Source organism: Paracoccus marcusii (genome assembly GCF_006151785.1).
GTDB lineage: Bacteria > Pseudomonadota > Alphaproteobacteria > Rhodobacterales > Rhodobacteraceae > Paracoccus > Paracoccus marcusii.
On record NZ_VDDD01000107.1, the window covers coordinates 1 to 11,684 of the forward strand.

General features: G+C 68.3%; 12 protein-coding genes and 1 pseudogene. 10 read left to right on the forward strand and 3 right to left on the reverse strand.

The features are described 5' to 3' along the window. Positions 1-499: pseudogene (locus FHD68_RS14465) on the forward strand (peptidoglycan-binding domain-containing protein); the annotation flags it as partial. On the opposite strand, the gene FHD68_RS14470 reads toward FHD68_RS14465, so the two are convergent. Beyond that, positions 496-1,947, reverse strand: a complete 1,452-nt coding sequence (locus FHD68_RS14470; RefSeq protein WP_139086094.1) for a TrkH family potassium uptake protein — start codon at positions 1,945-1,947, stop codon at positions 496-498. The pseudogene FHD68_RS14465 and the gene FHD68_RS14470 sit on opposite strands and share 4 nt — an antisense overlap. 118 nt (positions 1,948-2,065) lie before the next feature. Here FHD68_RS14470 and FHD68_RS14475 point away from each other — a divergent pair, with 118 nt between their 5' ends. Beyond that, positions 2,066-3,187: a Ppx/GppA phosphatase family protein gene (locus tag FHD68_RS14475; RefSeq protein ID WP_042245371.1), complete on the forward strand. Its 1,122-nt coding sequence runs from the start codon at positions 2,066-2,068 to the stop codon at positions 3,185-3,187. Position 3,188: 1 nt separating this feature from the next. Beyond that, positions 3,189-3,932 (forward strand): RlmE family RNA methyltransferase, encoded by a 744-nt coding sequence (locus FHD68_RS14480; RefSeq protein ID WP_045999420.1) that lies wholly within the window; start codon positions 3,189-3,191, stop codon positions 3,930-3,932. Positions 3,933-3,997: 65 nt separating this feature from the next. Here the strand turns inward: FHD68_RS14480 and FHD68_RS14485 are convergent, their stop codons facing one another. Further along, positions 3,998-5,044 (reverse strand): helix-turn-helix transcriptional regulator, encoded by a 1,047-nt coding sequence (locus tag FHD68_RS14485; RefSeq protein WP_164871415.1) that lies wholly within the window; start codon positions 5,042-5,044, stop codon positions 3,998-4,000. A gap of 86 nt (positions 5,045-5,130) precedes the next feature. Further along, the gene (gene miaA, locus FHD68_RS14490) at positions 5,131-6,024 is read right to left on the reverse strand and encodes a tRNA (adenosine(37)-N6)-dimethylallyltransferase MiaA (protein ID WP_127898282.1); all 894 of its coding nucleotides are present in this window, start codon (positions 6,022-6,024) and stop codon (positions 5,131-5,133) included. An 81-nt stretch (positions 6,025-6,105) separates the two neighbouring features. Here miaA and pyrH point away from each other — a divergent pair, with 81 nt between their 5' ends. From pyrH to FHD68_RS14525, 7 genes are all read left to right on the forward strand, one after another. Beyond that, a complete protein-coding gene (pyrH, locus tag FHD68_RS14495; protein ID WP_045999418.1) occupies positions 6,106-6,831 on the forward strand; it encodes a UMP kinase in 726 nt (241 codons plus the stop codon). 1 nt (position 6,832) lies between these two features. Next, a complete protein-coding gene (locus tag FHD68_RS14500; RefSeq protein ID WP_127898283.1) occupies positions 6,833-7,630 on the forward strand; it encodes an ion transporter in 798 nt (265 codons plus the stop codon). Positions 7,631-7,716: 86 nt separating this feature from the next. Further along, positions 7,717-8,280 carry a ribosome recycling factor gene (gene frr, locus FHD68_RS14505; RefSeq protein ID WP_045999416.1) on the forward strand — a complete coding sequence of 188 codons (564 nt, stop codon included), beginning with the start codon at positions 7,717-7,719 and terminating at the stop codon, positions 8,278-8,280. A gap of 7 nt (positions 8,281-8,287) precedes the next feature. After that, positions 8,288-9,019, forward strand: coding sequence for a polyprenyl diphosphate synthase (gene uppS / locus FHD68_RS14510; protein ID WP_045999415.1), 732 nt, complete (start codon positions 8,288-8,290; stop codon positions 9,017-9,019). Then, positions 9,016-9,882, forward strand: a complete 867-nt coding sequence (locus tag FHD68_RS14515; protein WP_045999414.1) for a phosphatidate cytidylyltransferase — start codon at positions 9,016-9,018, stop codon at positions 9,880-9,882. The genes uppS and FHD68_RS14515 overlap by 4 nt, the downstream gene beginning before the upstream one ends. Before the next feature lie 3 nt (positions 9,883-9,885). Continuing rightward, positions 9,886-11,037, forward strand: coding sequence for a 1-deoxy-D-xylulose-5-phosphate reductoisomerase (gene dxr, locus FHD68_RS14520; RefSeq protein ID WP_139086096.1), 1,152 nt, complete (start codon positions 9,886-9,888; stop codon positions 11,035-11,037). Continuing rightward, positions 11,034-11,684: site-2 protease family protein (locus FHD68_RS14525; RefSeq protein WP_167550412.1), on the forward strand; the 651-nt coding region annotated here is incomplete at its 3' end. The genes dxr and FHD68_RS14525, both read left to right, overlap by 4 nt.

Consider the following 11,684-nt stretch of genomic DNA (forward strand, 5'->3'; position numbering starts at 1 on the left):
CGATCCGGGCACGGCGCTGCGGCTGCTGGCGGAACGCCGCGCGGCTTGGGCCGAGGCGCAGGGGCTGGCACCGCTGGTCGACGCGGCGACCGGGCTGACGGTCACCGCCCCCCTGCGCGCGCTGACCTTCGACCGGGCCGAACGGGCGCTGTCGATCTATGGTCCGAAGGACGGATCGGGGGCGGCGCTGATCCTGTTCAGCCAGCCGGGTGGCCAGCAGGAGCTGCTGGATCTGGCCGGTCTGGTCACGGCGCTTGGCTGGGTACCCCGGCCCGACCGTGTGGTCAAGCCGGGCCACGTGACCCTGCATGGCGCGAATGACGCCCATATCGGTGCGGCCGAAGGATGGGTCCGCGATGGCCGGGCCGAAGGCTTCGTGCTGATCTGGCCGGCATCGGACGCGGAAACCCAGACCCGCCTGCAGGCGGAACTGAGCGACAGCCTGACGCGCCACGGAACCGGCGCGAATGCCGGCGCCGCGCCCACCGCGCTGCCCTAGTCGCGCCAGAACCGCGGCAGCAGCAGGACCAGGACCGACACCAGCTCCAGCCGACCCAGGAACATTCCCACGGTCATCAGCCACTTGGCCGAGGTCGGAAATTCCGCGATCGAGCCGTTGCGCGTCACCTCGGGGCCCCAGACGGGGCCGATATTCGCGATGGCGGTCCAGGCGGCGGTCAGCGCGGTGCGCGGGTGCAGGCCGGTCAGCGACAGTCCCACGATCAGCAGGCCGAAGGTCAGGAAGAACAGCGTGAAGAACGCCATGACCGAATCGACCACGTCCTGTTCCAGCGGCTGGCCGTCATAGCGCAGCGGATAGACGCGGTGGGGCGAATGCATCCGGCGTATCTGGGCGCGCACGGCCTCGAACAGGACCAGATAGCGGAAGACCTTGACCGAACAGCCGGTCGATCCGGTGCAGCCGCCGATCAGCCCGCAGATCACCAGGACCATCAGCGGCAGATGGCCCCACTGCGTCACGTCGGTGGAGGCGAAGCCGGTCCCCGAGAAGGTCGAGATGACGTTGAACACGGTCTCCCGCAGCATCTCCTCGGGGTGACCGGTCTGGCCCAGCCACAGGACGCGGTACAGCAGGATGATCACGCAGGCATAGCCGATCCAGCGCAGATAGGCGCGCACCTGGATGTCACGCCACAGCGGTTTCGCCTGGCCGCGCATCAGCTGGACCATGCGGATGAACGGGATCGAGGCCAGCACCATGAAGATCGACGACGCCCATTCCGCAGGCCCCAGGAACGCCCCGAAGCTGGCGTCGTAATTCGAGAAGCCCCCGGTCGAGATCGTGCTGAAGGCCTGCACGACGGCGTCGAACCCGGTCAGGCCCAGGATCAGATAGGTGATGATGCAGGCCCCGGTCAGTATCAGGTACAGCTGCGTCATCTCGGTCGCGATCTGGCCGGCGCGGGGCAGGACCTTGCCAAGCGTGTCAAAGCCTTCCGACCGGAAGAACTGCATGCCGCCGACCTTCATCACCGGCAGGAAGACCATCGCCACGACGACGATCCCCAGGCCCCCGGCCCAGTGCAGGATCGCGCGCCACAGGTGGATGCCGCGCGCCAGCGAATCCAGCTGCGGCAGGACCGTGGTGCCGGTGGTCGTGAAGCCTGACATCGATTCGAACATCGCGTCGGTGAAGGTCGCGTTCGGCGCGCCCAGCATGAAGGGCAGGGCGCCGAACAGGGGCAGGACCAGCCAGATCCCCGACGTCAGCAGGAACGCCTGATGCAGCGACAGGTGGTCATAGCGCCCGGCCGTCGCCACCGCGACGAAGACGCCCGCCGCCATGGTGATCACCGCCGATTGCAGGAACACCATCCAGTGCGGGTCGCCATGCCACCAGTCGACCATCATCGGCGCCAGCATCATGCCACCGATCGCGGTCAGGATCTTGCCGATCGGATGGGCAACGGGACGGATGTCGATCATCGCTTCTGGTTGCCGCGCCCCCGCGCGCCCGTCAAGTGGCCGCGGCGGTCGCGGCCCCTTGAATGGTCGCCGATGGCAGGTTACGTTTTGTTCAACTTGTCATCGGAGGGCGTGTGTTATGACGCCCAAGCGTCCTGCGGGTGCGGACGCGTTCCCGAGAAATACGGTCGAGCCGTCGGGCACCCGACAACCTGATGAAGGGGCGCTGTATGCTGCCCTGGATTTGGGAACGAATTCTTGCCGGATGCTGATTGCCCGACCGACGGGCAGTCAGTTCCAGGTCGTCGACAGCTTCTCCAAGCCGGTTCAGCTTGGTCAGGGGCTGGAAGCTTCGGGACGCCTGTCCCGCAGCTCGATGGCGCGTACCGTGCACGCGCTGCAGGTCTGCAAGCGCAAGCTTGATCAGCACAAGGTGCGCAACATGCGCCTCGTGGCGACCGAGGCATGCCGGCGCGCGCGCAACAGCCGCGATTTCCTGCGCACGATCCGGCGCGAGACCGGCCTGCCCATCGAGATCATCGGCGCCGAGGAGGAGGCACGGCTGGCCGTCATCAGCTGCGCGCCGCTGGTCAGCCACAAGACCGAGACGCTGATGGTCGTCGACATCGGCGGCGGATCGACCGAGCTGGTCTGGATCGACCTGGAGGATGTGGAGCCCAAGGAGCGACCCCGCGCGATCATGCGCCTGTCGGACGGCTTCGGGAACCCGCAGCCGGGCGGCGCCCGCGTGGTCGACTGGATCAGCGTGCCGTTGGGGGTCGCGACGCTGCGCGACCAGTTCGCGGATGTCGAGGACGACCAGGGCCGCTTCGCGCTGATGTCGTGGTTCTTCGAGGAGGCGCTGGCGAATTTCACCCCCTATGCGGACGGATCGCCCGACGAGGGGTTCCAGATCATCGGCACATCAGGGACGGTCACCACGGTCGCGGCCAGTTTCCTGGGCCTGCGCCGCTATGACCGGACCAAGGTGGACGGGCTGGAGATGACCAGCGACCAGATCGACCGGGTGATCCATTCCTATCTGCAGCTGGGCCCCGAGGGGCGGCGCACGGACCCGCGCATCGGGCGCGAACGCCATGCGCTGATCATGTCGGGCGCCGCGATCCTGCAGACGCTGATGCGGGTCTGGCCCACGAACAAGCTGTCGGTCGCGGATCGGGGCCTGCGCGAGGGGTTGCTTTATGCCCAGATGGTACGCGATGGGGTGCTGGCGCCGGAAGGTTTGAACGGAGTGGCATGAGATGACGAAGACACCGACCAGCCGGGACGGCAAGACCAGCGGCCGCGGTGCGCGCGATCTGCGCGTGCGGGTGAAATCGGCCAAGGGGCGCAAGCTGTCCTCCACCCTGTGGCTGGAGCGGCAGCTGAACGACCCCTATGTGGCCCGCGCCAAGCGCGAGGGCTACCGCGGGCGCGCGGCCTACAAGATCTTGGAGCTGGACGACAAGTACCGCTTTCTAGTGCCCGGCGCGCGGGTGCTTGACCTGGGCTGCGCGCCCGGTGGCTGGTGCCAGGTGGCGGTGGCCCGCGTGAACGCCCTGGGCACGAAATCGGGCAAGAAGGTCGGGCGCGTGCTGGGCCTGGACCTGCAGGAGGTCGATCCGATCGCGGGGGCCGAGATCCACGTGCTGGACTTTCTGGAGGACGGGGCCGACGACAAGGTCAAGGCCTGGCTGGGCGGACCTGCGGATGTGGTGATGTCCGACATGGCGGCGGCGTCGTCGGGGCACAAGAACACCGACCACAACCGGATCGTGGCGCTGGTCGAGGCGGCGGCGCAGCTGGCCTTCGACGTGCTGGAGCCGGGCGGCACTTTCGTCGCCAAGGTCCTGGCGGGCGGTGCCGAGACCGACATGCAGACCATGCTGAAGAAGAACTTCACCAAGGTCGCGAACGTGAAGCCCCCCGCCAGCCGCAGCGATTCGTCCGAGAAATTCGTGGTGGCCACCGGGTTCAGGGGCCGGGAGACCCCCGCCGAAGACTGAGCACCCTTGCGTCCCGCGACGCCGGGGGACTGGCCGTCCCCCGGACCCCCTGCTGGGCGCCCAGCCTAATCGTGGGGTGGGGCGTTTCGCATCTGGCTGCGGTACGCCTCGGGCGTGCGGCCGGTCGCGGCGGCAAAGGCGCGGGTGAAATGGGCGTGGCTGGCATAGCCCAGCTCCTGAGCCAGGCGCGGAACGGGTCGGTCGGTATGGCGCAGCAGTTCGCCCGCGCGGTCCACCCGCAATTCATGCAGCAGGTCGATGGCGCGATGGCCCCGCGCCTCGATGCAGGCGTGGTCCAGATGGGTCAGCGTGGTGCCCAAGTCCTGCGCCAGATCCGCCAGGGTCCGGCACGACCCCATCTCGACCGCGGCCAGGGCCAGGAAGCGGTCGACTAGCGGGCGATCCGTGTGGACCGCGCCGGGATCGGTCCGGTGATCCCGCGGCGGGTCCAGACGCGACAGGCGCAGCGACAGCATGTTCAGATAGCAGCCTAGGGTGCGGTGATCGGGGCTACGGGCGGCCTCGGCCATCAGTTCGGCCAAGGTGGCCGACAGCAGCGTGGCACCGCTGCCCGGGCATCCCGCAACCACCGAACGGGGCAGGGGCGGATCGACCTGCGCGGTCAGTTCGGGCGCGATCAGCAGCACCTGACCCTCTGCCCCGTCCAGCGGCCGGGCGGCGAAGGCGGTTCCGGCGGGGACGAAGCGGACGTCGCCTGCGGCCAGAATGCCGCCACTGCGCGGAAAGTCGATGCGCATGCGCCCTTCGGTCACCCAGATCAGCACATGGTCGGGGCGCGTGCGCGGCTGGACGGGCACGGCACGCCCGCCCCAGGTGAAGGCGCCTGCAGGCAGCAGGCGAAGGCTGGCCTGCCGCGGCCCGAACCGGTGCGAGGCGGGCGCCACGCGGACGGACAGCGCCTGCGGAACGGCCACGCGGTCCGCGGCCCTTGCCCGCTGCACGGGCATAGGGGCGGTGCCTTCGGTCTGCAGGTGGGGGCCGTTGACGTCGATCTGGCCGCCTTGCCCGCGGATGCCCCGACCAAGCGGCGCCAGCCGGGTCGGTGTGAACGGAAACCCCTTGGTCCAGTCAGAGCGATCCCATACCGACATGACACCCTCCCACATCACGGATCCTATCGGCGGATTATCGCCGATCTGTGGGAAAACTCAATGAACGCCGTATGGGTTTCCGGGAATTAAACCGTGATCAGCCCGGCGTTGCCCGCCTGCCACATCTGCCAGTCGCGCATCCGGCCGCGGAACCAGACCCGCTGCGCCTTGGCATATTGCCGTGAGGCGATGATGGCGCGTTCGGTGGCCTCGGCCAGGGTCGCACGACCCTGCAGGTGGGCGACCAGATCGGGCGCGCCGATGGCCTTGGCCCATTGCGCGGCCGGGTCCCACAGGGGCAGCATCGCGCGCACCTCCTCCAGGGCGCCCTGGTCCAGCATCGCGTGAAATCGCCCGGCGATCCGGTCCGCCAGCCAGTCGCGGTCACTGGTGATCAGCACGCGCTGACAGTCGTCTGGGGCCAGCAGGGGCGGGGGCGTGTCGTCCTGCCAATCGGCGATGCCGCGGCCGGTGGCGGTCAGAACCTCCCACGCGCGCTGGACGCGGACCGGGTTCGCAAGATCGATCTGCGCGCGTGTGCGGGGGTCCAGTTCGGCCACCATCGCGGCCAGACCACCGCTTGCGATGCGCGCATCGGCCGTGGCGCGGATGGCGGGGGGCGTCGGCGGAATCTGCGCCAGCCCGCGGGTCAGCGCGGTCAGGTACAGCCCCGTGCCGCCCACCACGATCAGCCGCCCCCGCAGCGCCGCGACCTGGCGCAGCCAGTCGCCGACCGACCAGGCGGTGCCCGGCGCGACATGGCCGTAAAGGGCGTGGGGCGCCTGTGCCAGGTCGGCGGCGGACGGGCGGGCGGTCAGCACCTGCCAGCAGGACCAGACCTGCAGGGCATCCGCATTGACCACCGTGCCGCCCTGTGCCCGCGCGACCGCCAGTGCCAGCGCAGATTTGCCGCTGGCGGTGGGTCCGGCGATCAGCAGGTGGCGGGCGGCGTCGATCTGTGTCAGGTCAGGGTCACGCATGGCCGATCCGGGCAGTTGATCCGGCAGCCCTTTTGCGACATTTAACGGCGCGATGAAAGCAGCCGGCGACAGGAGCCCCCGATGACCACCGAAGTCCCCAAGCAATATGGCCGCGTGATGCTGAAAATCTCGGGCGAGGCGCTGATGGGGGATCAGGGATACGGCCTGCATCCCCCCACCGTCGCCCGCATCGCCAGCGAGGTCGAGGCCGTCCAGGCAATGGGCGTCGAGGTCTGCATGGTCATCGGCGGCGGCAACATCTTCCGCGGCCTGCAGGGCAGTGCGCAGGGGATGGAGCGGACCACCGCCGACTATATGGGCATGCTGGCGACGGTCATGAACGCGCTGGCCATGCAGTCGTCGCTGGAAAGCCGCGGCCTGCATTGCCGCGTCATCAGCGCGATCCGCATGGACGAGGTCTGCGAGCCCTACATCCGTCGCCGCGCCATCCGCCACCTGGAGAAGAAGCGGATCGTGATCTTTGCCGCCGGCACCGGCAACCCGTATTTCACCACCGACACCGCAGCCACCCTGCGCGCGTCGGAGATGAACTGCGAGGCGATCTTCAAGGGCACCAAGGTCGACGGCGTCTATGACAAGGACCCGGTCAAGCATGCCGACGCGAAGCGGTACGGCAATGTCAGCTATGACGAGGTCTTGCAGAAGCATCTGGGCGTGATGGACGCATCAGCCATCGCGCTGGCCCGCGACAACAAGCTGCCGATCATCGTCTTCTCTCTGGACGCGCCGGGCGGGTTCCGGTCGATCCTGGAAGGCCGCGGCACCTATACGCGGGTCCACAACTGACATGACCACCAGCCTGCGGAGCCGCATCGACGGCTTCATCCACGGGCCCCGGGCCCAGGGCGTGATCACGGCCGTGATCCTGTTCAACGCGCTGATCCTGGGGCTGGAGACCTGGCCGCGGGTGATGGCGGCGGCCGGCCCCGTGCTGATCGCGCTGGACCGGGTGTGCCTTGCGATCTTCGTGATCGAGATCGGGCTGAAGCTCTATGCCCGCGGGCTGCGGTTCTTCCGCGACGGCTGGAACGTGTTCGACTTCATCGTCGTGGGAATCGCCGTGCTGCCCGCGACCGAGGGTCTGTCCGTCCTGCGCGCCATGCGCATCCTGCGGCTGCTGCGCATCGTGTCGGTCACGCCCCGCCTGCGCCGCGTGGTCGAGGGATTCCTGTCCGCGCTGCCCGGCATGGCGTCGGTCTTCCTGCTGATGGGTATCATTTTCTACATTTTCTCGGTCATGGCGACCAAGCTGTTCGGGCCGACCTTTCCGGACTGGTTCGGGGACATGGGCAATTCGGCCTATTCGCTGTTCCAGATCATGACGCTGGAAAGCTGGTCGATGGGCATCGTGCGCCCGGTAATGGAGGTTCACCCGAACGCCTGGCTGTTTTTCCTGCCTTTTATCCTGGTCACCACCTTTGCGGTGATGAACCTTGTGGTGGGTCTGATCGTGAATTCGATGCAGGAGGCCCACCAGGAGGAAGGCACCGCTGCGACCGAGGCCTATCGCGACGAGGTCCTGGCCCGGCTGGCCCAGATCGAGGCGCGGCTGTCCGCGGGCGAACCCCCGCGGAACGATCCCTGACGGGGCCGAAAGGCGGGCAAAGGCTTTGCCAAGCTGCGGCATTCCCGTTACAAGCGAAAAAAATTCAAAGCAGAGGCAGTCCGACAATGGCTGAGGACATCGAGATCGATATTGACGACCTGGAGCGCCGCATGAAGGGCGCGATGGAAAGCCTGCGGGGCGAATTCGCCAGCCTGCGGACCGGCCGGGCCTCGGCCTCGATGATCGAGCCGGTGCAGGTCGAGGCCTATGGCCAGATGACCCCGATCAACCAGCTGGGCACCGTCAACGTGCCCGAACCGCGCATGGTCACGATCAACATCTGGGACAAGGGCATGGTCAACAAGGTCGAAAAGGCCCTGCGCGAAAGCGGCCTGGGGATCAATCCGCAGACCAACGGCACGATCATCATGCTGCCGATCCCGGAACTGAACGAGGAGCGTCGCCGCGAGCTGACCAAGGTCGCCGCGCAATACGCCGAGAGCGCCCGCGTCTCGATCCGCAACGTCCGCCGCGACGGCATGGACCAGGTCAAGAAGGGCAAGGCCAACGGCATGCCCGAGGACGACCAGAAGCTGTACGAGACCGAAATCCAGTCCCTGACCGACCGCATGATCGCATCGGTCGACGAGGCGCTGACGGCCAAGCAGGCCGAAATCATGCAGGTCTGATCCGACGATGGCGTGGGGCTTGTCGAGAGCTGCCGAAACTGGGGGGACGACCCGTCCCCGCCATGTCGCGGTCATCATGGATGGCAATGGCCGGTGGGCCACCGAACGCGGCTGGCCGCGTCTGGTCGGTCACCGTCGCGGGGCCGAGCGGGTCAAGCAGATCGTCCGCGCCTGCCCCGACCTGGGGGTGGACTGGCTGACCATCTATGCCTTCTCGACCGAGAACTGGAAGCGCTCGACCGAAGAGGTCCTGGGCCTGATGAAGATCTTTCGCCGCTATATCCAGCGCGAGGCCGAGGACATGTCGGCCGAGGGCGTGCGGATGCGCTTCATCGGCGAACGCGGCCGACTGGACCGCAAGCTGCAGGACCTGATGGCCTCGATCGAGGCGCGGACGGCGGGCAACACGCGGCTGAACCTGACGGTCGCCATCAACTATGGCGGCCGGGACGAGCTGGTCCGCGCCACCGGGCGTCTGGCCGAACGCATCGCCCGCGGCGACGTGATCAACCCGACCGAGGCCGACCTGGCCGATTGCATGGACACCGCCGGGCATCCCGATCCCGACCTGGTGATCCGCACCTCCGGTGAGACGCGGACCTCGAACTTCCTGCCCTGGCAGGCGGCATATTCGGAATACGAATTCACGCCGACCCTGTGGCCCGACTTCACCCCCGATCACCTGGCGACGATCCTGGACCGCTTCGGCCTGCGCGACCGGCGCTTTGGGGGCGCATGACCTCAGCACGGCATTCCGCCGGGTCCGTGCCCGGCGCTGGCGGTCCTGGCAAGTCGGGCGGCAAATGGGGCGACCTGTCGCGTCGCGTGGCCTCGACCTTGGTCCTGCTGGGCATCGGCGTGATGCTGGCGGTGGCGCAGGGACCGTGGCTGCGCCTGGGCATGGCGGTCATCTCCGCGATCACGTTCTGGGAGCTGGCGGCCATGACCGGCTGGCGCAATCCGGCGCGGCACGTGACGCTGTTCGGACGGTCGCGCCCCATCGCGCTGGCCGCGATCGCGGGCGTGTCGCAGGCCTTCGCGCTGACCGGCATGCCCTGGGCGTGGGTGGCGTTGGCCGTCCCCATCCTGCTGGGGCTGCCAGGCGCGGCACGGCGCGACCGCGCGACCTATACCCTCTTCGGCATCGCGATCCTGATCGTGGCCTTTGGCCTTGTTGGGTTTCGCGAGAATTACGGCCTAAACTTTGTCCTGTGGCTGATGGGGGTCATCATCATCTCGGATACGGCGGGGTATTTCTTCGGCCGCATCCTGGGCGGGCCCAAATTCTGGCCCGCGCTCAGCCCCAAGAAGACCTGGTCGGGCACCATCGCGGGCTGGATCGGCACCTGCCTGTTCGGCGCGATCCTGTGGATGGCGGGGCAGGGCGACGCGACGCTGATCTGGGTGTCCCCCATCGTCTGCCTTGCCGGGCAGATGGGCGATCTGGCCGAAAGCTGGCTGAAACGGCGCGCGGGAGTCAAGGACAGCTCGAACCTGATACCGGGGCATGGCGGCTTCATGGATCGTTTTGACGCAGTGACCGGGGCGGTTCTGGCGACCATGCTGATCGGGTTTCTGACGAAACTGCCCGTGGTGAACTGACCGATGCGACGCATTTCCATCTTCGGCGCGACCGGGTCGGTCGGCGCGAACGGCGTCGATCTGATCCGCCGCGATCCGCAATCCTATCAGGTCGTGGCCCTGACCGGCGGTCGCAACATTGCGCGGCTGGCGCAGATGGCGCGCGATCTGCGCGCCCAGATCGCGGTCACCGCGCATCCCGAACTGCTGGACGACCTGCGGACCGCTCTTGCCGGCACCGACGTCCAGGCCGCCGCTGGCGACGCCGCGCTGATCGAGGCCGCGCATCGGCCTGCCGACTGGATCCTGTCGGCCATCGTCGGCGCCGCGGGCTTGGCGCCGGGTCTGGCGGCGCTGTCGCAGGGCTGTGTGCTGGCCTTGGCCAACAAGGAATCGCTGGTCTGCGCGGGCGCGCTGCTGCGGGATACCGGCGCGCGGTCAGGCGCCACGATCCTGCCCGTCGACAGTGAACATTCCGCGTTGTTTCAGGCGCTTGGGTTCGATAAGCTCGAATCCGTCAAGGATGTGACCATCACCGCATCGGGCGGCGCGTTCCGCGATTGGCCGCTGGAGCGGCTGGCTGCCGCGACGGTGGCCGAGGCATCGACCCATCCGAACTGGGCGATGGGTCAGCGGATCACCATCGACAGCGCCTCGATGTTCAACAAGGCGATGGAGGTGATCGAGGCCAAGGAGTTCTTCGGCCTGACCGCCGATCGCATCAAGGTTCTGGTCCACCCGGAATCGATCATTCACGCGATGGTCACCCATCATGACGGCGGCACCATAGCCCATCTGGGCGCCCCCGACATGCGCCACGCGATCGGCTATGCGCTGCACTGGCCCGAACGGCGGCCGCTGCCCGTGGCCGCGCTGGATCTGGCCGCGCTTGGCAGCCTGACCTTCCGCGCCCCCGACGAGACGCGCTGGCCCGCCCTGCGCCTTGCGCGCGAGGTGATGGCCGCGGGCGGGGCCGCAGGTGCGGTCTTCAACGCTGCCAAGGAACAGGCGCTGGACGATTTCATCGCCGGGCGCATCCGCTTTACCGACATGGCCCCCCGGGTCGAGGCCACGCTGGAGGCGCTGTCCGCCCAGCCCGGCTTTGCTCGCGATCCCGAAGACCTGCCCGCCGTCCTGCATTGGGACGGCCTGGCCCGACGAAAGGCCGCCCAATGATCGACGCCTTTGCCCAGACCGCTGGCACGCTGCTGGCTTTCGTCACCGCCCTGGCGGTCATCGTGACCGTCCACGAATACGGCCATTACATCGTCGGCCGCTGGTCGGGCATCCGGGCCGAGGTGTTCAGCGTGGGCTTTGGCCCGCGCCTGTTCTCTCGCCGTGACCGTCGCGGGACGCTGTGGCAGGTCGCGGCGCTGCCGCTTGGCGGCTATGTGCGGTTCCTGGGCGACGACAACGCGGCCAGTGCCGGGCCGGGGCGCGCTGTCGACCCCGCCCTGCGCCGCCAGACGTTGCAGGGCGCGCCGCTTTGGGCGCGGTTCGCGACGCTGCTGGCGGGGCCGGTATTCAATTTCGTGCTGTCGATCCTGGTCTTCGCGGGCTTCGCGATCGTCCAGGGCCTGCCCGTGGACGAGGTGCGCGTGGGCGCCGTCAGCGAGGCGCCGCCCGCCATCGTCAACGACCTGCAGCCCGGCGACCGCATCCTGGCCCTTGGCGGCCAGCCGGTCGCCACCTGGCGCGACATCGGCGCGCTGACCGAAACGCTGCCGGTGGCCGGGCAGCAGGACTGGCAGGTCGAACGCGACGGCCGGACGCTGACCGTGACAGGCCCCGACCCGATGCCGGCGCGCATCGGCGGCGTGGCG